Genomic DNA, 22,614 nt, shown 5'->3' with positions numbered 1-22,614 from the left:
CAACCGCAAACTCCTCCAGGAGCAATAGGTGGGTGAGAGCGCACAGCAGCATCCCGATGCCTGCTGGCGCTGCGGGTTCGGAATGCGATAATGATTTCAGCAGGGGGCTGGAGAAGAATATTTTTTGCCCGCTGAATCCCGGCAACGGGATTGAAACATTGATAATCGCGTCCATCGCCTGGGCATCTTAATTGTAGGGCAACCCCCAAGACCCCCTTGCTGACCTGAAATTGCCAAATTTTAGCCCTGTCCTTGCACTGCCCAAACCCAAAACGGTCGCAATTGGAGTTCACGATATGGAAGTTAGTCATCTGCTGAGGCTGTACAACCAAGGAGAGAGAAACTTTGCCGGTGCGGACTTGCAAGGAGCCGACCTGAGTGGTGTCACCCTGATCGAGGTCAACCTTGCCGGTGCGAACCTCATGGGAGCCAATCTCACTCGGGCTTTCCTCACCAAGTCAGACCTGAGTGATGCCTTCCTCAACTGGGCGGATCTGAGTTTTGTGAAAATGAGCGAAGGCAGTCTCGCAGATGCCGACCTAACCAAAGCTAACCTCACCGGCGCTTTCTTGGTAAAAGCAGACCTCTCAAAAGCCAAGCTCAGCGGTGCTACCCTCACCGGCGCGAACCTGCGAGGTGCTAACCTCAAGCGCGTCAATTTATGTGGGGCTAATCTCACCGACATCAACCTGCGCGGTGCCAACCTCAGCCGAGCCAATCTCAACTGGGCCAATCTGGCCGGTGCCAGACTCAGTGGGGCTACCTTGGATGGAGCTTTCTTAAATGGTGTCAACCTAAGTGCCGCTTTTTTGAACGGGATTGACCTCAATGGGGTCGATCTCAACGGTGTTGACCTCAGCAACGCCAAACTCAGCGGCGTCAACCTGCAAGATGCCAGCCTGATGGCTGCCAATTTCAAGGCGGCTAAGATCCGCGGCGGCAGCTTGACTGGGGCGAACCTGACGGGATCTGACCTGACTAAGGCGTTTCTCAGTAAAGCTAACCTGAGTTGGGCAAATCTCAGCAAAGCAGATTTGAGCGGTGCCGATCTCAGTGAGGCGCACTTGCTCGGAGTCAAAATCGAGGGAGCAGACTTCACCGGCGTCACCCTGACAGAAGAAGCTCGCCGCTACCTCTGCTTAATCGCCACCGGCATGACCGCTTGGACTCACAAGCATACCAAAGAAACGCTGATGTGTTTTTAAGATTGGGCATGGGGCATGGGGCATGGCGCATGGCGCATGGCGCATGGCGCATGGCGCATGGGGAAGATTTAGGCAGAAGCTCAAAGCGCACGTCGCAAAGCGCCTGCGCGAGAAATCAGCAACACCCAATGCGATGATGCGATGATGCGATGATGCGATGATGCGACGATCCCCAATGCGACGATCCCCCTAACACCTAACCCTTGTGCCGGCGTTTTAGCTGACTCTCTATCGCCTCGGTGACCGTTTTGATGACTTTCACGCGGGCGTAGTATTTGTCATTCCCCGCCACGACTGTCCAAGGAGCCGCCGGCGTGCTGGTGCGCTGAATCATCTGGTTCACCGCCACATTATACAGGGGCCACTTTTCCCGATTCCGCCAGTCTTCCGGTGTTAGCTTGTGCTGCTTAAAAGGATTGTTCTGGCGCTCCTCAAATCGCCGCAGCTGCTCCTCCGGGCTGATGTGCAGCCAAAACTTGACCAAAACGCAGCCGGCGCTGGTTAACTGCTCCTCAAACTCGTTGATTTCCTGGTAAGCTCTGCGCCACTCCGCTCCTGCCGCAAATCCTTCCACGCGCTCGACGAGCACCCGCCCGTACCAGGTGCGGTCAAAAATGGCGATCGTGCCGGCAGTGGGCAGCTTGCGCCAGAACCGCCACAGGTAGTGGCGGGCTTTTTCCTCGTCGCTGGGGGCGGCGAATGGCTGAACCACATAGCTGCGCGGATCTAGCACATCCGTCAGGCGCTTGATCGCTCCCCCTTTGCCAGCGGCGTCCCAACCCTCAAATAGCACCAGCACCGGCACCTGATGTTTGTGAATGCTCAGCTGGAGTTTGCGCAGCTCCACTTGTTCTTCCCGCAACTGCGTTTTATACTCGTCTTTAGACAGGCTGAGGCTGAGATCCACTTGCCCCAGTAAGTCCGGTTCCGTGGGTTCCAGACGCTCTTGCGGCGGCAAAACCGGCGGCGGGAGCAGGGCGTGCCGCCGGTCGAGGGCTTCCAGCAGGGTGGTGGCCATTTTGGTCAGCACTTTCACCCGCGCCCACCGCTGGCAGTCCCCTTCCACCAGTGTCCAGGGTGCCGGTCCGGTGCTGGTGCCGGTGAGCATTTCCTCGGCAAAAGTGGCGTACCGCTGGTAGTGGTTGGCTTGCTGCCAGTCCTCTGCACGCACCCGCCACGCTTCTAACTCGTCATTGGCGGCTTTTTTGAGCCGGCTTTTCAATTCCTTCTTGCTCAGGTGAATCCAGAACTTGGAGATTGCCGCCCCGTCATCCGCCAGCTGGCGCTCAAAGGCGTTGATCTGGCGCATCGCCACCGGCACTTCCGCCGCATTCAAGCGCTCAAAGAGCCGGTCTTCCAGCACCCGGGTGTACCAGCTGTGGTAGAAAAAACCGATGCTGCCATTCGGCGGCAGTTTCTGCCAAAACCGCCACAGGAAAGGGTACTGCTGCTCAGCGGCGCTTGCCGGCCAAATCGGATGGACAGCAAACCCGCGCGGGTCCATGTATCCCACCATCTTTTTGACCAGGGAACCCTTGCCGGCAGCCGCCCAGCCTTCCAGCACCACTATCATCGGCAATTTTTTCTCCCAGCACGCCTTCTGCAGCGTTCGCAGCTGCTGCATCAGGTTCTCTATCTGGGTTTTGTACGTTTCTTTATCGAGGGTGAGGTTGAGGTCTAGGGTGTCTAGCATCGATTTTAGAGTTTCCAGTTTAGATTTTAGATGGGTGGCCGTCTTGTCCAATCTCTAATAGGATAGCGTTTCAGCTCAGGCAAGGAACTTCATGATTGCCGGCTGTCAAGGGGATTGGACTCGATTCTCTGCTGCTGCTGCCGCCATTAATGGATGTGCTGCCATGCCTTGTGCCGGCGAACTTTGCTCCTGTGGTTTTCCAGTTTAGCTGATATTTCTTCGCTTCAAAATATGCAGTGCAGGCAGCATTTCTAAAATAATAATTAAATTTAATACCGGAAAAAGGCTTGTAAAATTAGTTCGATTATCTGCTATCAATATTTGCTGCGACAGCTCCAGACCTCGCCCAACCTCTGGCTCGGCTGTTCCGAATGCCGGTGGCCCAGGGGAAGCGGGCCCGCATCGCCCGAATGCCGGTGCCGGTGCAGTTGGGGCTGCCGGTCGGGCTAAACCCAGGATGCAAACTGGCCACCTGTAGGGCTGCGCTGAACTACAAACTGGCCGCCGGCAGGGCTGCGCTGAACTACAAACTGGCCGCCGGCAGGGCTGCGCTGAACTACAAACTGGCCACCGGCAGGGCTGGGCTGAACTACAAACTGGCCGCCGGCTCCCTTGCCGCCCCCTGGCCCCCGCCCGACACAAAAGTTTACAAAAAACTTCCAAAAACCCCTTGTCAGAGTCACACTTGCTGTTCTATCGTAGAGCTATGCCTTTTATAGAAGGCCGTGTCCACCACTCTCTAAATATTTAGTGACCCGTAGAAGCCCAAAAAATACTTCGTACAGGTTAATCCCACGACTCAAAAAACAGTCGGGAGGCTACAGCATGATTGTATTGCTGACAGCCCCCTAAAAAAGAGGCGCGTGCCTGTTGTAGGGGAGCTAACGCTTTAGAGGGTGTCATCTACTAAACAGACGAATCCTATGTACACAAATTTACTCAAATTAATCGGCACCAGCCACATTTGGGTGCTGGCCTCGGAAGTCGCCGACATGGTGAAAGTGCAAACCGAAGAGATCGTGTCTATGGAGTTTTGGGACGTGGGAGTGTGGGTGCAGATCCGGCACAAAAAGGCCCAGGTGGTGAGCTATCGCGACTTGCCGTGCTGGATACGCGCCATAGGTTACGGCATCTCAACCTGCACCCACTTAGACCACTTGCAGGAGCTGGAATACGCCTTGAGACTGGAATTCCAGAAGCGAGCAAAAACCTATTGCCACGCCACCCAAAAAGAATTGCTGCGCCGGATCAGGGAGCGGCGCTATCAGCTGGAAGCCGCAACCTACGACCGCTGGCAAATGGAACTGATAGCAGGGTCACACTGCTCTATGTTTCGCTGCTGCCGCCGTCAAGCCGAACTGGACTGGTCGAAGGCAGAGCTTTGGGCCCGGTATTACTGGCACTTCCAGCCATTTCCAGATTTGATCGACTTGATCGAGCACACCTGGAAGTTACAGAAAGCACATCTGAAATCTATCGGTGCCGGCTAGTTTCCAAAAACACCACATCTGATTATACCACATCTCAGACACCATTGCAAACAGAGCCGGTGCCTGTGCCGATTGCCCCCTAGAATGGCCATCGCCATCCCCCGCTCTGGGCAAAAGCCCCAGAAACCATTCAGAATGATGCTGTTGGATGGCAAAAATACCAGCTATGCAAGCCGAAACGTTCATCAGCATCGACAGTCAGCCCCTCTCCCTGCGCCTGACCATAAGCTACCTGCGAGCCGCCGGCGAACTGCCGCGATTCGTGCAGACCGTGCTGCGCCAGCACCTGCTCGAACAGCAACTGCAGTCCCGCCCCGACTTAGAACTCGATCCCAGCCAGCTCGAGCAGGCGATCGTTAACTTCCGCATGCAGAATCGCCTGGTCACCCAAGAGAGCTTCGACCAGTGGCTGCAAACTCAGCGCATCAGCTACGCTGACTTCCGCAACCAATTTGCCAAAGGCATAAAGATCGCCGGGCTGAAAAACCAGCTGGTTGCGGCCAAAGTCCAGGAATTTTTCAGCAAAAACAAAGAACAGCTGGCCACAGTGGTGCTCTCTCGCATCGTCGTCGGCGACGTCAGCCTGGCAGAAGAGCTGATGCGGCAGCTGATCGACGACCGCCGGCCCTTTGAAAAACTGGCCAGAGAGCACTCCCTCACCGACGACCGGCTCTATAACGGTATGATGGGGCGCGTCAGTGTCGCTCAGCTGCCCCAACCGATTCGAGAAGCGATTGCCGGCGCGAAACCGGGGGACTTAATCGGGCCGGTGGCATTTGAGGGGCGCTATTGCCTGTTTCGCATAGAGCAGTGGCAGCCGGCCTCCCTAGAAGGCCAACTGAAACGGGAAATCGAAGACCGGATGTTCGAGTTGTGGGTGCAGGAGCAGCTGAAAAACAAGAACATCCAGCTGCACCTGGAGTAAGACTCCCACCCCTGAGCGCTCATTTATCAACAAAAAGTGAAAGCACAAGAAACCGGGTTTCTGATGGTGGGGAAGCCGGAAGTAGGGGCGGGTTTATAAACAATCAAGGCTGAACGCAGGCATCTCGTGTGAGCCTGCCCCTTCAACTCAAGCGATATGATCGGTTTATGGCGCACTCATCGCTCAACAGTTATAGCAGCAGTCATATTGGTTAAGACGTCAGTGACCTAGGGAAAAAGGTGTAGGGCACGCGTTCCCTGCGTGCCCTCTAGATCGAATGTCCTAACCTAAGTGCATACTGCGATACTTGGCAAACACGATCTAATATAGCAATATTCACTTAGTTTCGGACACGCTCGTCGGAATGATCGCCTATCCTAGCAGGTTCCGACGTAGGTACGGCGAACGCCTGCCCTAACCAATATGACTGCTCCTATATCATGTCGGGGTGATTAAGGGGTTAGGTTTTAGGGGTTAGGTTTTAGGGGTTAGGTTTGAGGAGAAAAGTTAATACTTAACCCAATGCCCAATGCCCAATGCCCAATGCCCAATGCCCAATGCCCAATGCCCAATGCCCAATGCCCAATGCCTAATTGTCCTAACCAATATGACTGCTGCTATATCTTGTAGTGAAGTGCGCACATTTGACCCCACCGGCACCCAGTGGTGCCGCCCGCAATTCATCCCACCCCGCTGACACGTGCCGGCACAACTCGATGAAATTAGCAGAACAACTGGCTGAACAATGGCGGTCGCGAGTAGCGACCGACTGCCCCAACCAAAACCCAGACACCGGCGAAAGCATTATCTGCTGGCTGCTGGGCGAGAATCCCGACCGTTTTGAGGCCCTAGAGCCCGCCGGACTGGCCATAGCCGAGGGAGCGATGGACTTCCGCTACCGGATTTTGCGGCACCGCTATCTGGGCGTCCCCCCCGAACAGGCGTACCGGCACTTAATCGAGCGCCTCGGCTCATTAGTGCTGCTGCGCCAGAAAGTCCGCACCTGGGTCGCCCTCAGCCGGGACCGGCAGCGGAGTGTGGTGGATGTGGTGCGAGAAGTCATCCAGGAAATGCTGCAGGCTGACCGCTACCTGCACTTGGAAATCGCCAGGATTGCCGGCTGCACCGCAGATCCCCGCCTGCGCAACGCCCTGCTGCTCGCCGCCACCGAAGAATACTGCCTGCGACCGGTGCGCAACCAGCCCCTGCTCGTGTACCGGTTTGTCAACTACCTGCGGCGCACTCAGCGCGGCGGACTCACTCAAGTGCCGGCCAGCGCCCTCCTGCGGCTCGTCTCCGAAGAAATTGCCCACCACGACACAGAGGAGCCCGTCAGCCTCTTCGATACCCAGGCAGTCGCCCAGTATCAAGACACCCAAGCTTGGGAAGAGCAGCTGACGCTTCGCGCCGCCGTGCGGCGGGAATTTGAAACCTACCTGGCTGAAAACCTCGGCGCACAAGCCGTTGAGTGGCTGCGGCTCTATCTGCAAGGTCGCTCCCAGGATGAGATTGCCCGGGAGCTGAATGTGCCGGTCAAGCAAGTCTACCGGCTGCGAGAAAAAGTCAGCTACCACGCCCTTCGGGTTTTTGCCTTCAAAATACAGCCCGAATTAGTCGGTAGCTGGCTCTTGACTTCCCTCACCGAACACAGCCTCGGTCTGGCACCGGCTCAGTGGCAGCAATACTGGGACAGCCTGACGCCGGTGCAGCGCCAGCTTTTGCAGCTGCTCAAAACCGGCCAGCCCGCTGAGGCGATCGCCAAAACCCTGAAGCTCAAACCCGCTCAGGTTGCCGCCGAGTGGAGCAAGCTCTACTTAGCCGCACAGACGCTGCGCAACGAGCCCTGATTGCTCCCCCTTCTGCCTCTAGCACAAACTTGCAAATTTGTCAACCTCAGCGCCATATTCCGTATGATTGACCTGTGTTCTAATCAACCGCCCAGGACACCAAAGACGCCAAGATGCTTTCTCTTGGCGCTCCTTCACGGCGGCGGTTCATTATCAAGCGCATTCAATGCGCAACAGCTCAAACCAAAGCGGGGACGGGTTGCGGCCACCGGCCCACGGCTTTGCCGATGGTCGCCAGCTCCCGCATCAGCCGGTCAAACTGGTCTGGCTTCAGGGATTGCGGGCCATCCGAGAGGGCCTTGGAGGGGTTGGGGTGGACCTCGATCATCAGCGAGTCAGCACCGGCAGCGATAGCCGCCATAGCCATTGCCGGCACATACTCCGCCCAGCCGGTGCCGTGGCTGGGGTCAATCATAACCGGCAGGTGAGTCAAGCGGCGCAGCACCGGCACCGCCGCCAAATCCAGGGTATTGCGCGTGTATTCCCGGTCAAAAGTGCGAATGCCGCGCTCGCAGAGAATCACATTCGGGTTGCCGGCGGCCAAAATATACTCAGCCGCCATTAGCCAATCTTCAATCGTTGCCGACAAGCCCCGCTTGAGCAGCACCGGCTTATTTTGCGCTCCCACCTTTTTGAGCAGGGAGAAATTCTGCATGTTGCGGGCACCGATCTGGATAACATCCGCCACTTCCGACAGGGCTTCCAAGTCAGCGGCATCCATTAATTCCGTAATCACCCCCAGCCCCGAAGCGTCTCGCGCCGCAGCCAGCAAGTTCAGAGCACTTTCGCCGTGTCCTTGAAACGCATAGGGCGAAGTGCGCGGCTTGAAGGCACCGCCTCTGAGGAACTGAGCACCGGCAGCCTTAACCCGCAGCGCCGTCGTGACGATCATCTCCTCATTTTCCACCGAGCAAGGTCCCGCCACCACGACCAGGGGGTGGTGCTGCCCAAATACCACCGGCCCATTCGGCGTGGGCACCACCACCTCGCTCGCTTCCCCGTGGCGATACTCCCGACTCGCCCGCTTAAAGGGCTGCTCCACCCGCAGCACCGCCTCTATCCAGGGGCTGATTTCCTGCAGCCGCTCTCGGTCGAGGTCAGCCGTGTCCCCCACCAGACCGATGACAACCTTGTGCTTCCCGACAATTTTTTCAGGAGTCAGGCCCCAGGTTGCGAGTTCAGAATTGATGCGGTTAATCTCCACTTCTGGAGAGCCGCTTTTCATGACAATTATCATCTCAAATTACCTGTTTTCGTTGCTTTTTGCGCACGCTCTAACAGCCCGGGCTATTTCAAAAGTCTGTCTCCCTCCGGACAGAAACCGGGAATCTTGCGGGCCGGCAGGCTTTCTGAAAGCGGACTTCCGGTGAAATAGCCCCTCTTTTACAGCCCGCGCGGGCTGTAAGCTGTCAGAGTGTCGATTTGGGATTTTAGATTCCCCCTTAACAGGGAGGTTCAAGGGGGGGGGGTATTTTGGATTTTCTCGCGAATCTAAAATCTCAAATCTGAAACCAATCTAAAATCCCTAGGAGGGCTTTTGTGACTGCCAAGCTTCCCGCATCCGTCCGAGGTTGGTGGTGAACTCTTTCCAGCCCAGCTTGCTACCGGGGATCTCTTCATCCCACGATGCCGAGAGCACCCCGTAGCTCAGCCCTAATACGCCCAGACCGAAAAAGCCCATGCTGGCGAGCACGACTGCTACGTTGGGCAGCTTGAACCATTCATTGCTGACGATGATGTAGCTGGCAATAAATGTGCCGATACCGAAAGCCGTGGGCAGGCCACACAGTAGAGCCATCCTTTGGATCATGCGCTTGCTGACCGCATCGGGAATGGCCATTTTTTCCTCTGTCAGCCGCCGGTCTTCTTTTTCACCCCCAACGCCTGCCGGTGCGGCTTCTGGGCGGTTTTTGGGAGATTTTTTGCGATTGGAAGCCGGCTCAAAGGGGAGGCGCTCGCGTTGGGGTTCAGGTGACATAGTGGCTCTGTTAACCGCGAATGCCCAGGCGACCGATCAAGTTGCGATAGCGCTGTTCGTCTTCCTGGAGGATGTAGGAGAGCAGGCGCTTGCGCAGACCAATCATTTTCAGCAATCCCCGTCGGGAGGAGTGGTCTTTCTGGTTCGCTTTCAGGTGTTCGCTGAGCCGGTTGATGCGTTCTGTGAGTACCGCGACTTGCACGTCTGCCGAGCCGGTGTCGGTTTCGTGAATCTGGTACTGAGTCATGATTTCGTGTTTGCGCTGCTGTGTCAGGGCCATTGCTGTGGTTACTTTTTTATCGACATGAATTCAGCAATCTCCCATCTTAGCACAGTTATGCCGGCTTATTAGGGTGCAGGGGGTGGGGGTGAGGTGTTAGGCAGGGGAGCTCGGGAGCTCGGGAGCGGGGGAAATTGTCCATGTCCCATCGCCCACTGCCCCATGCCCCATGCCCCATGCCCCATCCCCCATGCCCCATCCCCCATGCCCTATGCCCAATCCGGGCATCCGGGCATCCCCAGCTCTCACCGGCTCAGCCAGGTGATGGCGGCGCGAATCCACTCTTCGGCGTCAGGGCTGTTTGACAAACTTGGGTCAGCGTTCAGGGCTCGGAGCGCCTCCATCACCTCGCTGCTGGTGTAGCCCAGGGCTAGCAGGGTGATCTCAACGTCTTCGCACAGCGCCGGCGAGCTTCCCGCGCTCAAGAGCGCGAGATCCCCAATTTCGCTGCACCACTGAGCCAGTTTGGTTTTGAGTTCTAAGGCGATGCGCTCTGCTGTTTTGCTCCCCACCCCGCGCGTTTTGGCCAGCATGCGGGTGTTGCCGGTGACGATCGCCCCGACTAAATCTTGCAGTCCCAGGGTGTCCAAGAGGGAAATGGCCAACTGTGCGCCAACGCCGCTGACCGCGATCAGCTGGCGAAACAAGTCGCGCTCCGCTGCTGAGGCAAAGCCATAGAGCACCGGCTGCTCTTCGCGCACTTGCAGGTGGGTGAAAACCTGGACAGACGCGCCGGCTCGAAGATCGCGCTCCATGCGGGGCGGGATTTGCAACTCGCAGCCGATCTGGTTGACTTCCAGGATCAGGGTGACGCGATTGCCGGTCCCTCGGTGAATCCCCGCCACTGTACCTTTGAGATAGCTAATCATTCGCGGTAACAGGCATCCGTTGAGTGAAAGAACGAACCCTCTAATATCTCACATTTTAAATCGCTTTTAACTAATTTTAAAGATTTAAAAATCCCCAAAAAACGGCTTTATTGTCCTGAATCCAGCGCTCTTGCCTTAGGGAAGAAACCGGGGAAATTTTTCCGCCGGTTTCTGAACCAGTTTCTGGCTCACTTCGGGCTAGACAATTACTTCCTAAATTAGCTGTTGCTACTGCTCCAGGTCTTGAATATCCTCTGTTATTTTGCGGTAAGCTGTCATATCTCTGTGTTTAAGAAACAGTTGGGCGGCTTGCTGTAAATCTGTGATCGCTTTCTGCTTAGCTCCCAGCTCGCAGTAAGTGAAAGCCCGGTTGTAGTAGGCTTTGGCATAGTCAGGCTTGACTCGAATCGCCTGGTTGTAGTCCTCAATCGCTCCCAGCAAATTTCCCAGCCGGCGGCGGCAAAGCCCCCGGTTGTAGTAGGCTTTGGCGTAGTCGGGATTGAGAGCCAGTGCCTGAGTGTAATCCTCAACAGCACCCCGGTCATCTCCACTGTCGCGGCGGGCATTGCCCCGATTGTTATAGGCTTCAGCAAAATAGGGATTGAACTGCAGGACTTGGTTGTAATCCTCGATGGCCGCTAGGTGATCTCCCATTTCCCTGAGAGCGTTACCCCGCTTGAAGTAGGCATCAAGGCAGTCAGGGGAAAGCTGCAGGACTTGCGTGTAATCATCAATGGCAGCGTGAATATCGCCCAGTTTGCGCAGGATATTCCCCCGCTCGAAGTAGGCTGAGGCAAAGTCAGGATTGCGCCGCAGCTCCTGATTCCAGTCCTCAATCGCTCCGCTGAAGTCCCCTTCCTGAACTTTTTTCAATCCCCGGTAATAGAAAAAGTGATTGTAGAATTTCTCAGCTTTCATCTGGGATCTGAGCGTTTGTGCCGGTCGGTCATGGGTGCATCTCAATTTATCTCCCACCCCTGTGGGCCAAACATCGTTCCCGTACTGGGGCCCGTACCAAACCTGTAGCGACGTTGCAGCCAACGTCACTGCGCTTTTGGAAAGGTGTCGAAGCCATTGGCGAGATGCTCCCTGGTTTGTGGCTGTACTTTAATCAATTTTAAGCAGCCGCAAGGGCTTTTCTTGCAGGCATCCCCCTCAAACTCCTCCGGGAGTGGGGAAGAGCTGCTCTCCTTGCAGAAACAGGCGGCGGATGGAGGCGGATGGAGGAGAGGGCTTCCCGCCGTCGCGCAGGATACTTGCAAGAAGGGAAAAGCGAGAGCGAGGGAGATACAGAGAGTGCCAGAGAGCGAAACACAGAGAAAAGGGTCTGTGTTCCAGAGCGCAAGGGCGCGTTCTGCATTTTCCCCCCACCCGTCGGCTGCGCAAGCCCTAAAAGTGCTAAAGTTGGCAACAGAATACTATAGCAGTGTTTCAGCCCTTCGGAGATTTCCCTGTCGGGTGGTATCTGCTCTGTGTTGAAGTGCGCCTGTGCCTCTGAACCGCCAGCGACAGCAATAGCACTTCATTGGCTTTTTGTCAATAAATATTCTTACTGAGCGGGAGGGGGCGGGTAGCTGGCCCACAAGCCGGCCCGCAAGCCGGGGTGGCGGCTACTCTGCTTTCCTATCTGCCGCGCTCTCGTTGCAAATCCCAAATGATTTTCTCCAAATACCAATCAGCCGGCTTTCCCGGGTTTTTTTTGTGAGCTTGAGACAGCAGTATTGCCGCCGCACCCCGATCCCCGCTCAACAGGCTGAGGAGTTTCCTCTCGAGCCCGAGCAGGGGCTGGCTTTTCTGCAGCTTGTCTTGGCTGGCAGAATTGGTTTTTGCCGCAGATGCGGCAGAAATTGAGCTGAACCCATCCGTATTTTTCGACTCTTTCGGGCTTATTTCCTCCTGTAGGGACTGTGGGAGATGGTTGATTGCCCGCCGGTAATTGAGCAAATCTTCTTGCTGCAAAAACAGAGATGCGGCTTTCTGATAATCTTTTAAAGAGTTCTGTTTGTCCTCTGCGGATTGCCGCTTCTCTGCTAGCTCGGCGCTGGCAATGGCCCGGTTATAGTAAACTTTTGGATTGTCTGGGCACAGCTGTAGCGCTTGAGTGTAATTTTGAATCGCTCGCTGATAAGCTCCTTGTTTCCGGTAGACATTCCCCAAAACAAAATAGGCTTCGGCGTTGCCAGGATTGCTCTGCAAGGCGTGGGTCAAATCGGCGATAGCTCCCTGAATGTCACCCAGTTTGAAGCGAGAGCGCCCCCGGGTGTAATAGATTTGACTATTCTGGGGAGTCAGCCGCAAAGCTTGGTTGAAGTCCTCTATGGCTCCTTTGTGGTCTTCTTTTTTAGCCTTGCTCAATCCCTGACTGAAAAATTCCTCAGCCGGAGTGAGTGGGCGCACCGGCAGTTGGGGCTGCTGTTGCGAATGCCTCAGTCTGTGCCAGATCTCCTGTATCTTTCTTTGCTCAAAAAAAAGCTTGCTGGCTTTCTGATAGTCCTCTAGCGCTCCATTCCGGTCTCCTTTAGCCGTGCGAAGATTTGCTCGGTGCAGGTAAGCGCCAATATCGCTGGGATTGATACTGATAGCCCAGGTAAAATCTTCAATGGCTCCCTGGATATCTCCCAGTTGAGATCGGGCCACCCCCCGCTCGACGTAAGCTTCCACTAGGTTGGGGTTGACACCCAACGCCTTTGTGAACGCTTCTACTGCCCCCCTGCAGTCTCCTTGCTTGGCCTTCCCGACTCCCTGCTTGTAATCTGCCACTCCAGGTATGAGGCGAAGCCCCCCACAGTATAGGGCCAGTTGCTGGACTGCGCTAGGGGTGCTAGCGGCCAAGGTTATCAAAGATACAAGCACTGTTCTTAATGATAGCATACAACCTAGCTAATGTCAACCGGCAAGCGTGGGTGTTACTAGGATCGGGCAGAGGAGCGCTGGCGTCAAGTTCCGCAGGGAAGGAAAGTTAACGCTCCCTTCATCTTAGTAAAAAATACCCTCCCCCAACGGGGAGACGCAGCAAATTTTTATAAGAATCCCCATAAATTCGCCACCTGATGTCATGAAATTTTCCCCCAAAAGCCGGTGGCGCTCCTGGCTGCCCCAGCTGAACCCCCAAGTGTGGATTTTGGCTGCCGGTCGGTTACTGTCCGCAATCGGCACCGGCTTCACGCTGTTTTACGCCCCTCTGTTTTTTGCCCGTGGGCTGGGCTTACCTACAACCGCTGTTGGCATTGCCTTGGGAACCTCCTCCCTTGCTGGGGTTTTCGGTCGGGTACTCAGCAGTATCCTGACTGACTCACCGGCATGGGGGCGCCGCCGCACTCTGCTCCTCTCCACTTTTATTTCTGCCGCCGGCTGTTTTGTCCTAGCAGCTGCCACAAATTTTCCGGTCTTAATTGCCGGCAACTTGCTCCTCGGTGTTGGCGGGGGTTTGTACTGGCCGGCAACAGAAGCCATTATCGCCGATTTGACGGCGGGCGGACCCCGGCACGAAGCCTACGCCCTGGCGCGACTAGCAGAAAATCTCGGCTTGCAGCTCGGCGTTGTCCTCGGCGGCATCCTAATTTCCCTCACCGGCGCTTATCGCACCCTATTTCTCATTGATGCCATCTCCTTTCTAGTATTTTTTGCGGTTATCTACTCCGCCATTACCGAAACTTACCAGCCGGCACCCCCAGAAACATCGGAACAAACAACAAACCGCAGCCATTCCCCACTCAACGGTTGGGCGGCGGCGCTGCGAGATCGCGCTCTCCTCATTTATGTCGCCGTCAACATCATGTTCACCAGCTACATCTGCCAAATCCAAACCACAATGCCGCTCTATTTCAGCGATTTTGTGTCTGCCGGACAAACCGGCAAGGGATTCTCCACCGAAACCATTAGTGGCTTGTTCACCTGGTACATGGCTTCATCCATCTTATTTCAACTGCCGGTGGCTAGATTTCTCAGGCGCTTCAGCGATCCTCTCGCCCTCACCGGCTCAGCACTGCTGTGGGGGATCGGATTTCCCCTGATCGCCCTGACCGGCATTTCCCCAACCGCCCCTCTCATCTGGGCGATGTTAGGGCTGTCAGTTCTGGCAATCGCCACCGTTTCTTACACCCCTTTTGCCTCCTCTCTCGTTGTGCAGCTCGCGCCAGAATCCCTGCGCGGAGTTTATTTTGCCATCAACGCCCAGTGCTGGGCGATTGGGTATTTTATTGGCCCTCCTCTAGGCGGCTGGGCGCTTGACCAGTCTCCAGCCGTTGCCCACAGTTTCTGGCTGGTTTTGTCGCTGAGTGCCGGTGTGGCTGTCTTGATTTTGCGGTATCTTGACCAGATGCTGATACAAAGAAAATGAACCGCCAAGACGCCCACAAGTGTTGAATCTTAACAATTCGACATAAAAAAAGCGCCCAAAACGTGCTATGATTTGGGCTACGGTCAAATCAATCCTGTTAATAACCTGTGCTCAACTCATTCTCTAAGATTGTCCAAAATCGTTTGGCTTCTTTGCCTAAAAATGATTATCCTGTCCTTAACACCCGCTTGTTTATGTCCATATGTTTGAGCTATGCAATGGATAAAAGCTTGACCAGTATGAGAGATATATTCAAGCGACTAAATGGAACTGGCTATGAGCTAGATATTTCAACTTTCTCCAAAGCTAATGCGTCCAGAAGTCAAGAGCCATTTCTGAGATTTCATCAACAACTTAATGAGGAAATTTGCCGTCAAAAAAGCCTTCAAAAATATGAGCTGTGTCCTATTGATTCAACTGTCATTACTCTAACGAGTAAATTGCTATGGCTGCAAGAATACTACCAAGTCAAGCTTGTTAGCTCCTTAAATTTAACCACAGGAGTTCCAGAAGAAAACTTAATAAATTTTGGATACGACTCTGACTACAGATATGGAAAAGAGATGTTAGCTAGTTTGCCCCCAAACGGTGTAGGGGTAATGGATCGGGGCTTTTCTAGTTTAAAATTTTTACGGCTCGCCCAGCAGTCAAACAAGTATTTTGTCTTGCGCATACCTAACAACTACAAACTTCAAATTTCTGAAAATAAGGGGCAGTTTCTAGTTGGGACAGGCAAGGACTCAGGAATATATAGAGTTGTTAACTTTTGCGATCTTGAAAAGCGTGCTGAGTATAGATTGGCCACCAATTTGGAGCGGGCCGAAGTCTCCGATGAAGAGCTTATGGAAATCTACAAATATAGGTGGCACATAGAGTTGCTATGGAAGTTTCTTAAAATGCACCTTAAGTTGGATAAGCTGATTACTAAAAATGTAAATGGTATAGCTATACAAATTTATGTTTCGCTGATAGCTTACCTGATATTAAAGATAGTAGATATTCCTGAAGAATGGGGGACTACGCTACTAGATAAACTCCGCTATCTTCAATGTTGTATGTGTCAAGAAATCAGCTATGTCCACTGGATAGAACGACTTCTCTCTGGCTAAGCATTTTTACTCAGGGCAGGATAAATGTAAGCTAAAATGTAAAGTTTTGTGACAGAATTCAACACTTGTGCAAGACGCCAAGGTCGCCAAGAAAGATTCCTTGGCGTTCCTTCTCGGGGGCGGTTTAATTTTATTTGCGCCGGTCGGGCAATTTTCGAGAAACCGCACGCAAATCTACTTGAGGGTGCGCTAAGGCAACCCTTGCCTGATAAAATAGGCCGGCAGCGTCACCGGCAGTGGCGTCAAGGTGATCGTCTTTGCAAGCCATTACCACCTCAGCCGCTTCTTCTGGACTGTCGCGCCGGTGGCAAATTCCCTGAAAAACTTGGGAGCCGGTGTCGGGGAGCGGAGCTGCTATTTTACCGTCTATTTGCTGGGAACTCGGCAAATCTGGCCGTGCTGGCAGGCGAGCGCCTCTCACACTTAGCCTCAACCGGACAGCGTTTAACCCACAACTGTAGCCCGGTCACTCCTCGGATTGAGAAAAGGTCAGTCCTCTGCAAGTGTACTGAACCTATTTAATAAGGAAAGGTATTTTCTCCGCAATGGTACTGAGTCTATTTAATCGTCCAGTAAAAATGGAGGAAATTCTGAAAAATGCGAGCCGCTTCCCCGCTCAGGCTTTAACGGACGATCGCTCTGCGTTTATTTAAGGCTGACTCAGACAGCCGGCGGTGAGTAAATAAACCTGTATCAGTCTGCCTGCCGGTGGAAATTTTTGTTAAAACTTGGGCAATTGCCAGCACAGTCTGAGAGTCTAGCGCTAGACTAAAAGTCAGTCGCGTTTAGTTATCTCAATTTAGTCAATCAGCATGTTCCTCGATAGATTTTTTTCTTAATATCACCGCGAGCGAACATCTGGCTGGAGAGACAGCGCGATGCAAAATCATAAACTTCTGCTCTAAGAGCGGTATCTTTTGAAGGCTTTGTCGAGTGGCATTGCTGAAATTTGATCCGCTATAGCAGCAGTTATATTGTTTAGGACATGAATGGCATGGCGCATGGGGCATGGGGCGTAGCGCATAGCCAATCATGAAAGACTCACAGCAATGCCCAATGCCCAATGCCCAATTTATGTCCTAACCTAAATGCATACTGCGAGAGTTAAAACAAACATCCCAAATTTTATTCATTGGCTGCAAAGCTTCCTTTTGAACGTCCTGATAAAGAGTCTGTCAAAATGACATTTAACAATTCCCTAAAATTTTACTTTAAGGCGTGGATCGTAGGCAATTATAGCTGTCTCCCGCAACTTGACTCGCCTGAAGCTGCAGTCGAGTCTCCGCTTGCCGGTAACAAAATCCCGTCAGAATTGACTGAGGAAACTTTCAGAGATACTCACTCCTGAAAAATGGTTTTGATAGAGCTTTCTGAAAGCGTCGCTGGCTAGCTTAGCTCCCAAATCCTTGCGCGGCTTCTATTTTTCCATCAACTCCCAGTGCTGGGCGATAGGATATTTTATTGGCCCTCTTTTGGGCGGCTGGGCGCTGGAGAAGTCAAGGCTAGTCGCCCACAGTTTCTGGCTGGAGCTGTCGCTGAGTGCCGGTGTGGCTGTCTTGATTTTGCAGTATCTCGACCGGCTGTTGGGGGAAAGAAAATAAACCGCTAAGACGCCAAGGTCGCCCAGGATTCTTTCTTGGCGTCCTTGGCGTCTTGGCGGTTAAATTCTATCTCCGCCGGTCTTGCAATTTGCGATAAACCGCACGCAAATCCACCTTATGGTGCGCTAAGGCAACCATTGCGTGATAAAATAGATCAGCCACCTCACCGGCAATAGCGTCAGGGTCATCATCCTTGCAAGCCATCACCACTTCTGCAGCTTCTTCACCAATCTTTTTGAGAATCTTGTTGTCCCCACCTTCTAGCAGCTTGCGGGTGTAGGAACCTTCGACGGGATTGTCTCGCCGGTGGCATATGACCTGAAAAACTTGCGAGAGGGTGTCGGGGGGCGGAGCTGCTATTTTACCGTCTATTTGGTGGAAGCAGCTGCGAAGGCCGGTGTGGCAGGCAATATCTCCGATTTGCTCGGCGCTAATTAATAGGGCGTCGCTGTCGCAGTCGTAGCGGATGGAGTGCACTTTCTGAATGTGACCGGAGGTTGCTCCCTTGTGCCACAACTCGCTGCGAGAGCGGCTCCAAAACCACGTCTCGCCTGTTTCCAGGGTTTTTTCCAGGGATTCCCGATTCATCCAAGCCATCATCAGGACGGTTCCGTCCAGATAGTCCTGGACAATTGCCGGCACCAGTCCTTGCTCGTTGTAGCGGATTTGCTCTGTGGGGACAGATCGGGGGGAGAGAGTCGGTTCAGTTGCGGACATAGATGAGGATAGCGGAGAGGGGTGTCAGGTGTTAGGGGGTAGGGGGGGGTGCACCGCTAGCGCAGCGTTCAGGCAGACTGTACCCTGACTGCATCGGAATCAGAACCGGCATATCAAGGGTTGCAGGGCTTGTGACATAACCGTTCCGCTCCAGAGGCGGCTCTGGCAAAACATTCTCAGCCTCCGGAGGAGCTGTCTGTTTGACTTATCCTAAATTTGGCAACCTGCGCCAAATTTTTACAGATTTTGAAATTTGCCAAAACTTTATTATAATCTAGGATGCTCCAATTTGGCAAGAACGAGCGCGAGAATTGCAGAAATTTTTTCCCTGAGACGGGGCGAGAAGGCGGCAGTCCTCAAGCGTGGGGTCAATTGCGGTGCCCCCGACTGAGCGGTATGAGGGGCAGTGCCGCTGGCCCGATATTAAACAATACGGATAGAGGAGAGAAGTTTGATTACGACTACCCTGAAGACGACTAAATCGGAAGAGATTTTCTCTGCAGCCCAGAAGCTGATGCCGGGGGGCGTGAGCTCGCCGGTGCGGGCTTTCAAATCGGTTGGGGGACAGCCCATCGTATTTGACAGTGTCAGAGGTGCCTACATCTGGGATGTGGATGGCAACCAGTATATCGACTATGTGGGCACTTGGGGGCCGGCTATCTGCGGGCACGCCCATCCAGAGGTGATCGAGGCGCTGCACAAAGCCCTGGAAAAAGGCACGAGCTTCGGAGCGCCCTGTGCGCTGGAAAACGTGCTGGCGGAGATGGTAATTGATGCGGTTCCCAGCATTGAAATGGTGCGATTTGTCAACTCCGGGACAGAAGCGTGCATGGCGGTGCTGCGCCTGATGCGAGCCTTCACCGGGCGCGACAAGGTGATAAAGTTTGAGGGCTGCTACCACGGGCACGCGGACATGTTCCTGGTGAAAGCGGGCTCTGGGGTGGCAACCCTGGGCTTGCCAGACTCCCCCGGCGTGCCCAAGTCGGCAACCAGCAGCACGCTGACGGCTCCTTTTAATGACTTGGAAGCGGTGAAGGCGCTGTTTGCGGAAAATCCCGACCAAATTGCCGGCGTGATCCTCGAGCCGGTGGTGGGGAATGCCGGGTTTATCCCCCCCGATGCCGGTTTCCTGGAAGGGTTGCGAGTTCTCACTCAAGAAAATGGGGCTTTGCTCGTTTTCGATGAGGTGATGACCGGCTTCCGGATTGCCTACGGCGGCGCTCAAGAAAAATTCGGCATCACTCCTGACTTGACAACCCTGGGCAAGATTATCGGCGGCGGGCTGCCGGTGGGCGCTTACGGCGGACGCCGGGATATCATGTCGATGGTGGCACCGGCAGGCCCAATGTATCAAGCCGGCACCCTCTCGGGCAATCCCCTGGCGATGACTGCCGGGATCAAAACCCTGGAATTGCTGCAAAAACCGGGCACTTACGAGTATCTGGAAAAGATTACCAAGAAGCTGGCGGACGGGTTGCTGCAAATTGCTCGCGAAACTGGCCATGCGGCTTGCGGCGGCAACATCAGCGCTATGTTTGGCCTGTTCTTTACCGGTGGGCCGGTGCACAATTACGAAGACGCCAAAAAGTCGGATCTCGGCAAGTTCAGCCGGTTCCATCGCGGCATGCTGGAGCGCGGGGTATATCTGGCTCCTTCCCAGTTTGAGGCTGGGTTTACGTCCCTGTCTCACTCGGATGAGGATACGAACCGCACTCTAGCGGCGGCGAGAGACGTGATGGCAAGCCTTTAATCCGCCTCACTTGAAGGAGTTGAGAGGCCGGGTTTCTGGATTAATGTTGCGGGTTAGAGGCAAAATTTGTCGCAGAAACCCGGTTTCTGGATTCCGGGGGGCTGAGAAACCGGGTTTCTGAATCAATATTTCGGCTTAGAGGCAAAATTTGTCGCAGAAACCCGGTTTCTGGATTCCGGAGGGCTGAGAAACTGCCTTGGCGCATGGCGCAAAACAATCAATCCAAAATCCGGGCATCCAAAATCCAAAATTCGGGCATCGCCCTAACTCCCCACTAACTCCAAACACAGCCGGCGGAAGTGATCCCCGCGCTGCTCGAAGTTTTGATATTGGTCGAAACTGGCGCACGCCGGCGACAGCAGCACAGCTCGCGCGCCCAGCTGTGCGGCGAGCTCAGCGGCTCTGGGGACCGCTCGCTCCATTGTTTCCACGATTTCATAGCGGGGGTGGCTGATGTCTTCCAACCGGCGGGCGAATGCCGCTGCGGCGGAGCCAATCAGCAGCACTGCGGAGGCTTTCGCTTGAATCGTCGCCATCCAGCCGGTGTCGTCTCCTTCTTTGGCTTCCCCACCGGCAATTAAAATCACTGGCGCTTGTACCGAAGCCAGCCCAACTTGAGCGGCGTCGTAGTTCGTCGCTTTACTGTCGTTGATATAGTCAATCCCGTTGAGGTTGCAGATGTGTTCTAGCCGGTGCGCCACCCCGGGAAAGCCTTCAATAGCCCTGACAATCGCTTCGGGTCCTATGCCAGCCAGACGAGCCGCCGCTACCGCCATTAGCAGGTTTTGCTTGTTGTGATCGCCAACCATCCGCAAGGCGGAAGCCCGCACCACCGGCTCTCCCTGAGTCACCACCCAGCCATCCTCAATATAAACCCCCGACGCCGGATCGCACAGCAAATCCGCCTTGCCGGTGACGCTCGTCCAGCAGGTATTGGGCCATATGTCCCTGGCGTGCTGGCGCAGGTAGGGATCGTCTCCGTTAATCACCTGCAGCTGCGACTGGTTGAGCAGACGCCCCTTGATGTTGAAATAGTTTTCCAGGGTTTTGTGCCGGCTGAGGTGATCCGGCGTAAAGGTTGTCCAGACGCCTATCTGGGGGGCGAGGGTGGAGGAAGACTCTACTTGATAGCTGCTAATTTCCGCAATCACCCAGTCGGGGGGCTGCTCTGCGAGGGCCAGCTCGCAGGCGGCGTAGCCAATATTGCCGCAGGCGGGGGCGTTAAAACCGGCAGCTTGGAAAATGGCCGCAATCAAAGCGGTGGTGGTCGTTTTGCCATTCGTGCCGGTGACGCACACCCAAGGACGAGTCTGGAGGTGACGCCACGCCACCTCCATTTCCCCGACGGTTTCAATTCCGATCTCTCTGGCGCGGACCAATGCCGGTGTGTCCCAGGGGACGCCGGGACTGACCGCAACCAGATCCGGCTTGTCCCCACTATCCGGGTCAAAGGAGTGCCCCACCAGGACAGCAATGCCTTCGCCGGCAAGCTGCGTTTGGGTTTCCTGAAGGGCTTCCGAGGTACTGCGATCGCTCACCGTCACCTGCCAACCTTCTCGTTTTAGCAGTCTCGCGGCGGCTATTCCCGATTTTCCGAGTCCGATGACGTGAGCGTTGGGCATAGAAAAAGTGTCTGAGGTTTTCCCTGATTTGAGCAATCCCTATATTAGCGCCTTTGAGGAGCTGCAGGACCAGCATGGCACAGGAAGAGGGGGAGCGCTGTCTGCGCAGGGGCTAGGGGGCAGTGCCAGACTCCTCCCCCACAAGGAGCGCACCTCTCCAGCCCCCAGTCTGGCGTTCCTGGGGCGTGGCTTGCGTTTGCAGTCATCACCGGCAGTTTTCTGCCCCATTCTGATAGCCACTGGCCGAGCGCCGAAACTGCGCCCTTGCTAGTTAACAACACGTGTTGCCCGACTCTCCGCGCCGCTCCGGTGAAATTTTCCCCGACGGCGCTGATTTCTCTTGCGGCGGGAACAACAGTCAATGCATCTGCGTCGCATATCTTTGCTGCTGCTGCTACTGCCATATCGGTTTTGGCCAACTCCCTGTTTTGAGTGAAGTTTGGCACTTCACAGGCCAGCACGTTGGGCCTCTACTGGACTCTCGCCCAATCTGTTAGCACCTGGAAATATTAAATTTTTGCTAAGTACAGTCTGGCAGGCTACACAGCTAGCTAAAGCTGCGCTATATTATGAAATAAGGTGGTGAGTTTATTCATGCAATATCCGAAATCTTATGGTCAGGAGCTGGCTTGCCAAGCCCTGGAAACCAGCGGCAAGAGCAACTGAGCGAGTCGAGTGAGAATTTCTACTTAGCCGACAAGCCAGAAAAAATCCTCCGCTTCAATGCAGCCGTGAAGTTTATGTTACAGTAAGCGCAATCTCTCAAACCGGAACGAGGAGCAGCGAACCAAGCTATAATAGCTAGGTAGGAGGCTGCTATCAGATGGAGTTCAGCTGCCCAATGCAGGGACTCTTTGTTAAGGAACAAGAAAGGAGTTAAACGCTTTGAAAGACTTTATTTGCGACAGCTTTGCTGGGAATGTGGGATTGCCGGCCTCGGAAATATTTGAAAACGACCTCACGCTTGCCGAGATCGTCTCTCGTTCCGACAAACTGCAAAACAGCATCGACTTGATGGAGGCTTTTGCAAGAACTGCCAATCTTCTTAAGAAGCAATACGGTATCCAAGTGCGTCTGCCAGCTTTTTCACTTGACACCCCCATCTCAGCCGTGCTAGAGGTGTTCCTTGCTGAAGTGGAAAAAACGAAAAGCCTTGTTTAAACCTAGAGAAAATTTATTCACAGCGGAA

Annotated in this window: 23 protein-coding genes; 13 read left to right on the top strand and 10 right to left on the bottom strand. The window is 54.4% G+C overall.

Annotated elements, in window-relative coordinates:
• Nucleotides 1-296: 296 nt before the first annotated feature.
• Nucleotides 297-1,205 (top strand): pentapeptide repeat-containing protein, encoded by a 909-nt coding sequence (locus tag OSC10802_RS0128020; protein WP_017720093.1) that lies wholly within the window; start codon nucleotides 297-299, stop codon nucleotides 1,203-1,205.
• Nucleotides 1,206-1,401: 196 nt separating this feature from the next.
• Here OSC10802_RS0128020 and pap read toward each other — a convergent pair whose 3' ends face one another.
• Entirely contained in the window at nucleotides 1,402-2,898 is a 1,497-nt protein-coding gene (gene pap / locus OSC10802_RS0128015; RefSeq protein WP_017720092.1) for a polyphosphate:AMP phosphotransferase, read from the bottom strand.
• A gap of 371 nt (nucleotides 2,899-3,269) precedes the next feature.
• On the opposite strand from pap, the gene OSC10802_RS0128010 reads away from it, so the two are divergent.
• The 4 genes from OSC10802_RS0128010 to OSC10802_RS0127995 all read left to right on the top strand — a co-directional run bounded on the left by OSC10802_RS0128010 (nucleotide 3,270) and on the right by OSC10802_RS0127995 (nucleotide 7,160).
• Entirely contained in the window at nucleotides 3,270-3,617 is a 348-nt protein-coding gene (locus OSC10802_RS0128010; RefSeq protein ID WP_017720091.1) for a hypothetical protein, read from the top strand.
• A gap of 204 nt (nucleotides 3,618-3,821) precedes the next feature.
• Nucleotides 3,822-4,388, top strand: coding sequence for a hypothetical protein (locus tag OSC10802_RS0128005; protein ID WP_017720090.1), 567 nt, complete (start codon nucleotides 3,822-3,824; stop codon nucleotides 4,386-4,388).
• A 148-nt stretch (nucleotides 4,389-4,536) separates the two neighbouring features.
• Nucleotides 4,537-5,313 (top strand): peptidylprolyl isomerase, encoded by a 777-nt coding sequence (locus tag OSC10802_RS0128000; RefSeq protein WP_232731766.1) that lies wholly within the window; start codon nucleotides 4,537-4,539, stop codon nucleotides 5,311-5,313.
• Between the two features lie 716 nt (nucleotides 5,314-6,029).
• Nucleotides 6,030-7,160, top strand: coding sequence for a HetZ-related protein 2 (locus OSC10802_RS0127995; RefSeq protein ID WP_017720088.1), 1,131 nt, complete (start codon nucleotides 6,030-6,032; stop codon nucleotides 7,158-7,160).
• 178 nt (nucleotides 7,161-7,338) lie between these two features.
• Here OSC10802_RS0127995 and aroF read toward each other — a convergent pair whose 3' ends face one another.
• The 6 genes from aroF to OSC10802_RS0127965 all read right to left on the bottom strand — a co-directional run bounded on the left by aroF (nucleotide 7,339) and on the right by OSC10802_RS0127965 (nucleotide 13,047).
• Nucleotides 7,339-8,397 (bottom strand): 3-deoxy-7-phosphoheptulonate synthase, encoded by a 1,059-nt coding sequence (gene aroF, locus OSC10802_RS0127990; RefSeq protein ID WP_017720087.1) that lies wholly within the window; start codon nucleotides 8,395-8,397, stop codon nucleotides 7,339-7,341.
• Nucleotides 8,398-8,685: 288 nt separating this feature from the next.
• Nucleotides 8,686-9,138, bottom strand: a complete 453-nt coding sequence (locus OSC10802_RS0127985) for a PAM68 family protein (protein WP_017720086.1) — start codon at nucleotides 9,136-9,138, stop codon at nucleotides 8,686-8,688.
• 10 nt (nucleotides 9,139-9,148) lie between these two features.
• Nucleotides 9,149-9,418: a 30S ribosomal protein S15 gene (gene rpsO / locus OSC10802_RS0127980; RefSeq protein ID WP_017720085.1), complete on the bottom strand. Its 270-nt coding sequence runs from the start codon at nucleotides 9,416-9,418 to the stop codon at nucleotides 9,149-9,151.
• A 245-nt stretch (nucleotides 9,419-9,663) separates the two neighbouring features.
• A complete protein-coding gene (gene ruvA / locus OSC10802_RS0127975) occupies nucleotides 9,664-10,287 on the bottom strand; it encodes a Holliday junction branch migration protein RuvA (protein ID WP_017720084.1) in 624 nt (207 codons plus the stop codon).
• Between the two features lie 228 nt (nucleotides 10,288-10,515).
• Complete coding sequence (locus tag OSC10802_RS42145; RefSeq protein WP_155968481.1) at nucleotides 10,516-11,334, bottom strand: tetratricopeptide repeat protein; 819 nt, start codon at nucleotides 11,332-11,334, stop codon at nucleotides 10,516-10,518.
• A 576-nt stretch (nucleotides 11,335-11,910) separates the two neighbouring features.
• Nucleotides 11,911-13,047 (bottom strand): tetratricopeptide repeat protein, encoded by a 1,137-nt coding sequence (locus OSC10802_RS0127965; RefSeq protein ID WP_232731765.1) that lies wholly within the window; start codon nucleotides 13,045-13,047, stop codon nucleotides 11,911-11,913.
• 295 nt (nucleotides 13,048-13,342) lie between these two features.
• Between OSC10802_RS0127965 and OSC10802_RS0127960 the strand changes: the two genes are divergently transcribed.
• A complete protein-coding gene (locus OSC10802_RS0127960) occupies nucleotides 13,343-14,626 on the top strand; it encodes an MFS transporter (protein ID WP_017720081.1) in 1,284 nt (427 codons plus the stop codon).
• A gap of 107 nt (nucleotides 14,627-14,733) precedes the next feature.
• Nucleotides 14,734-15,735, top strand: a complete 1,002-nt coding sequence (locus tag OSC10802_RS0127955) for an IS4 family transposase (RefSeq protein WP_044170215.1) — start codon at nucleotides 14,734-14,736, stop codon at nucleotides 15,733-15,735.
• A 130-nt stretch (nucleotides 15,736-15,865) separates the two neighbouring features.
• On the opposite strand, the gene OSC10802_RS42140 is transcribed toward OSC10802_RS0127955, so the two are convergent.
• Nucleotides 15,866-16,156, bottom strand: a complete 291-nt coding sequence (locus tag OSC10802_RS42140; RefSeq protein WP_017720079.1) for a pyrophosphohydrolase domain-containing protein — start codon at nucleotides 16,154-16,156, stop codon at nucleotides 15,866-15,868.
• 759 nt (nucleotides 16,157-16,915) lie between these two features.
• Between OSC10802_RS42140 and OSC10802_RS51305 the strand changes: the two genes are divergently transcribed.
• Nucleotides 16,916-17,083, top strand: a complete 168-nt coding sequence (locus tag OSC10802_RS51305) for a hypothetical protein (protein WP_155968477.1) — start codon at nucleotides 16,916-16,918, stop codon at nucleotides 17,081-17,083.
• A gap of 58 nt (nucleotides 17,084-17,141) precedes the next feature.
• Nucleotides 17,142-17,336 (top strand): hypothetical protein, encoded by a 195-nt coding sequence (locus OSC10802_RS0127945; protein WP_017720078.1) that lies wholly within the window; start codon nucleotides 17,142-17,144, stop codon nucleotides 17,334-17,336.
• Between the two features lie 66 nt (nucleotides 17,337-17,402).
• Here OSC10802_RS0127945 and hisIE read toward each other — a convergent pair whose 3' ends face one another.
• A complete protein-coding gene (hisIE, locus tag OSC10802_RS0127940) occupies nucleotides 17,403-18,053 on the bottom strand; it encodes a bifunctional phosphoribosyl-AMP cyclohydrolase/phosphoribosyl-ATP diphosphatase HisIE (protein WP_017720077.1) in 651 nt (216 codons plus the stop codon).
• Nucleotides 18,054-18,504: 451 nt separating this feature from the next.
• On the opposite strand from hisIE, the gene hemL reads away from it, so the two are divergent.
• Nucleotides 18,505-19,803 carry a glutamate-1-semialdehyde 2,1-aminomutase gene (gene hemL / locus OSC10802_RS0127935; RefSeq protein WP_026098885.1) on the top strand — a complete coding sequence of 433 codons (1,299 nt, stop codon included), beginning with the start codon at nucleotides 18,505-18,507 and terminating at the stop codon, nucleotides 19,801-19,803.
• A gap of 263 nt (nucleotides 19,804-20,066) precedes the next feature.
• On the opposite strand, the gene murD is transcribed toward hemL, so the two are convergent.
• The gene (gene murD, locus OSC10802_RS0127925; protein WP_017720073.1) at nucleotides 20,067-21,425 is read right to left on the bottom strand and encodes a UDP-N-acetylmuramoyl-L-alanine--D-glutamate ligase; all 1,359 of its coding nucleotides are present in this window, start codon (nucleotides 21,423-21,425) and stop codon (nucleotides 20,067-20,069) included.
• A gap of 7 nt (nucleotides 21,426-21,432) precedes the next feature.
• Between murD and OSC10802_RS0127920 the strand changes: the two genes are divergently transcribed.
• The 3 genes from OSC10802_RS0127920 (at nucleotide 21,433) to OSC10802_RS0127910 (ending at nucleotide 22,586) form a co-directional block, all read left to right on the top strand.
• Entirely contained in the window at nucleotides 21,433-21,696 is a 264-nt protein-coding gene (locus tag OSC10802_RS0127920; protein WP_017720072.1) for a hypothetical protein, read from the top strand.
• Nucleotides 21,697-22,054: 358 nt separating this feature from the next.
• Nucleotides 22,055-22,177, top strand: a complete 123-nt coding sequence (locus tag OSC10802_RS55910; protein WP_255349179.1) for a hypothetical protein — start codon at nucleotides 22,055-22,057, stop codon at nucleotides 22,175-22,177.
• Between the two features lie 133 nt (nucleotides 22,178-22,310).
• On the top strand, nucleotides 22,311-22,586 hold the full coding sequence (locus tag OSC10802_RS0127910) for a hypothetical protein (protein WP_017720071.1): 276 nt from the start codon (nucleotides 22,311-22,313) through the stop codon (nucleotides 22,584-22,586).
• The last annotated feature ends 28 nt before the right edge of the window (nucleotides 22,587-22,614 follow it).

The sequence above is a fragment of the Kamptonema formosum PCC 10802 genome (genome assembly GCF_000332335.1).
Taxonomy (GTDB): domain Bacteria; phylum Cyanobacteriota; class Cyanobacteriia; order Cyanobacteriales; family Oscillatoriaceae; genus Oscillatoria.
Note: the sequence above shows the minus strand (reverse complement) of the source record. Positions and strands in the feature narration are given on the sequence as shown.

What these genes read in the sequence shown, in the direction of transcription:
- OSC10802_RS0128020 (WP_017720093.1), top strand. Translation starts at nt 297, where the DNA reads ATGGAAGTTAGTCATCTGCTGAGGCTGTACAACCAAGGAGAGAGAAAC.
- pap (WP_017720092.1), bottom strand. Translation starts at nt 2,898, where the DNA reads ATGCTAGACACCCTAGACCTCAACCTCACCCTCGATAAAGAAACGTAC.
- OSC10802_RS0128010 (WP_017720091.1), top strand. Translation starts at nt 3,270, where the DNA reads ATGCCGGTGGCCCAGGGGAAGCGGGCCCGCATCGCCCGAATGCCGGTG.
- OSC10802_RS0128005 (WP_017720090.1), top strand. Translation starts at nt 3,822, where the DNA reads ATGTACACAAATTTACTCAAATTAATCGGCACCAGCCACATTTGGGTG.
- OSC10802_RS0128000 (WP_232731766.1), top strand. Translation starts at nt 4,537, where the DNA reads ATGGCAAAAATACCAGCTATGCAAGCCGAAACGTTCATCAGCATCGAC.
- OSC10802_RS0127995 (WP_017720088.1), top strand. Translation starts at nt 6,030, where the DNA reads ATGAAATTAGCAGAACAACTGGCTGAACAATGGCGGTCGCGAGTAGCG.
- aroF (WP_017720087.1), bottom strand. Translation starts at nt 8,397, where the DNA reads ATGATAATTGTCATGAAAAGCGGCTCTCCAGAAGTGGAGATTAACCGC.
- OSC10802_RS0127985 (WP_017720086.1), bottom strand. Translation starts at nt 9,138, where the DNA reads ATGTCACCTGAACCCCAACGCGAGCGCCTCCCCTTTGAGCCGGCTTCC.
- rpsO (WP_017720085.1), bottom strand. Translation starts at nt 9,418, where the DNA reads ATGGCCCTGACACAGCAGCGCAAACACGAAATCATGACTCAGTACCAG.
- ruvA (WP_017720084.1), bottom strand. Translation starts at nt 10,287, where the DNA reads ATGATTAGCTATCTCAAAGGTACAGTGGCGGGGATTCACCGAGGGACC.
- OSC10802_RS0127960 (WP_017720081.1), top strand. Translation starts at nt 13,343, where the DNA reads ATGAAATTTTCCCCCAAAAGCCGGTGGCGCTCCTGGCTGCCCCAGCTG.
- OSC10802_RS51305 (WP_155968477.1), top strand. Translation starts at nt 16,916, where the DNA reads ATGACATTTAACAATTCCCTAAAATTTTACTTTAAGGCGTGGATCGTA.
- hisIE (WP_017720077.1), bottom strand. Translation starts at nt 18,053, where the DNA reads ATGTCCGCAACTGAACCGACTCTCTCCCCCCGATCTGTCCCCACAGAG.
- murD (WP_017720073.1), bottom strand. Translation starts at nt 21,425, where the DNA reads ATGCCCAACGCTCACGTCATCGGACTCGGAAAATCGGGAATAGCCGCC.